At 60.8% G+C, this 2270-nt stretch carries 3 protein-coding genes; 2 read left to right on the top strand and 1 reads right to left on the bottom strand.

The annotated features are described in order from the left end of the window. Both AB4Y99_RS27125 and AB4Y99_RS27130 read left to right on the top strand, forming a co-directional pair. On the top strand, positions 1–849 hold an 849-nt coding region (locus AB4Y99_RS27125; RefSeq protein ID WP_441525522.1), incomplete at its 5' end, for a sensor histidine kinase. Continuing rightward, positions 846–1484: a response regulator transcription factor gene (locus AB4Y99_RS27130; RefSeq protein ID WP_441525523.1), complete on the top strand. Its 639-nt coding sequence runs from the start codon at positions 846–848 to the stop codon at positions 1482–1484. The genes AB4Y99_RS27125 and AB4Y99_RS27130, both read left to right, overlap by 4 nt. Before the next feature lie 65 nt (positions 1485–1549). Here the strand turns inward: AB4Y99_RS27130 and AB4Y99_RS27135 are convergent. Then, the coding region (locus tag AB4Y99_RS27135; protein WP_441525524.1) for an MBL fold metallo-hydrolase at positions 1550–2270 on the bottom strand (721 nt) is incomplete at its 5' end.

Here is a 2270-nt window from a genome sequence, read left to right on the forward strand (position 1 = left end):
GACGGACGCAGCCTGGATTTCATGTTCTCCGCAGCCTTCCAATCCGAGGGGTCCTACCGGGAGAGCATCATCATCACGGGGATCGATATCACGGCGCTAAAGCAGGCACAGGTGGACCTGCTGAACGCCCAGCTCGAACTGGCTCATGCGTCACGCCTGACGAGTCTCGGCGAGTTGACGGCGTCGATTGCTCATGAAGTGAACCAGCCGCTCGCGAGCGTCGTTTCAAACGCGCAGGCGGGGCTGCGCTGGCTGAGGCGCGAGCGGCCTGAGATTGGAGAAGCCGTTCATTCATTGGAGCGGCTTGTCGACGAGGCCAAACGGGCGGGAGATGTCATCGCGGGTGTCCGGGCACTCGCGCGGAAGGAAGCTCCGCAGCCGGATCGGTTCGCCTTGAACGAACTGGTCAACGAAACGCTGACATTGCTGGCCCAGGAGCTCGGAAAAGGCCGCGTCGGGCTCTCGAGGATGCTGGATGCGCTGTTGCCCGACGTTTTGGCGGATCGCATCCAGATCCAGCAGGTCCTGATCAACCTGATCATGAACGCCACGCAGTCCATGATAACGGTCGATTGCCCGGCGCCGCTGTTGAAGGTCTCGACCCATGTCGACGATGGACATGCCGTCGTCTCGATCTGTGACAATGGGCCTGGCATCGACCCGGCGCTGCGCGAGAGACTTTTCTCGGCCTTCGTCACGAACCGCGCCGATGGCATGGGGCTTGGCCTTTCCGTCTGCGCCTCGATCGTGGCACGCCATGACGGCCGTATCTGGACTGACGCCAGCGCTGAACGCGGTGCGACATTCCGGTTCAGCCTGCCCTTGTGCGACACGAAGGCAGACGGATGACGGATGCGGCGAAATTAGCGTTGCGGCCCGTCGTGCGGGTGATCGACGATGACGCTGCCCTGCGCGGCGCGCTAGCCAATCTGCTGCGCTCAGCCGCATTCGATGTCGCTGAATTCCCCTCGCCGCAGCACTTCATCGAAGCGTGGCGGCCGAGCGATTGCGGCTGCCTCCTTCTCGATATCCAGTTTCCCGGCATGAATGGTCTCGACTTCCAAGCCCGTTTTCGCGAGGTGGGTATTGCGATGCCGATCATTCTCATGACGGGACATGCCGATGTGCCGTCATCGATCCGCGGGCTGAAATCGGGTGCGATCGATTTTCTTGTGAAACCGTTCGACGATGCCGATCTCGTCGAAGCTGTCACCACAGCGCTGCAGAAAGACGCAAAGAGAAGTGTAAGCGATGCAGCGGTCGCCGATGTCACGGAAAAATACGCCAGCCTGACCAGCCGGGAGAAAGAGGTTCTTGCTCTTGTCGTCGAAGGTTTGATGAACAAGCAGATCGCGTTTGAGCTCAGCCTAAGCGAGATCACCGTCAAGGTGCATCGCGGAACGATGATGCGGAAAATGAAGGTACGCACGGTTGCCGATCTCGTGCGTGCCAGCGAAATTCTCAAAGCGCAGAGCGGTGCCTGACCTGCAATCCTTCTGCCCGGCAGGAAGAGGGAGTCAGGCTCCGCGGCACGGCCCGGCTACCCTTTTCACCAGACCCATTGGGTCGCCTCCCAACGATAGGCATCCTTGTCCCGCACCACATGGCCGATCGCCGGGAAGGGAAAATGGTAGTTCATGACGAGAGAGCGATCTGTCGCAACCCTGTCCAGCAACGCGCGTCGCGTCTTGACCGACAGAGCCGCATCGTAGTCGACGACGGGCGTCCATTCTGGGCGCTGAAGACTTGTGACAGGATGATGCGCGACGTCCGCCAGATACATCAGCTGCTGGCCGCCCGACTCGAAAAGGATCGCCGAATGCGCCGGCGAATGGCCCGGAGCCGCAACGTAGTGCACGCCTGGCACGATCTCGCCGCCGGCCTTGATCCGGATCAGGCGGGATTCGACGGTCGGCAGCACAGTCTTGACCGTCGCGACCTGCGCAACCTTGAAACCGTCCGGCCATAGCGAGCCGTTGATCTCGGACTCGAACCGGCTACCCTTCCAATAGTCCCACTCCTGGTCGACGAAGGCCAGGCGGGCGTTCGGGTAAGCGAGCGATCCCTTGTCATTCAGGAGTCCGGCGATGTGATCGACATGGCCGTGCGAGATGATGACGAGATCGATGCTGTCGGGAGAAATGCCGGCACGGCGTAGATTGGCTTGCAGATAGCTGTAGTTGCCGAATAACGGACCGAGCTTTTCCCCGAAGCCAGAGTCAACAAGGATACGATGGGTGCCGGTGTCGACGAAAAGGACGGTGTTGGAG

Origin of the sequence: Allobosea sp. TAB14 (genome assembly GCF_052113865.1) — a bacterium.
Classification (GTDB): Bacteria; Pseudomonadota; Alphaproteobacteria; order Rhizobiales; family Beijerinckiaceae; genus Allobosea; species Allobosea spartocytisi.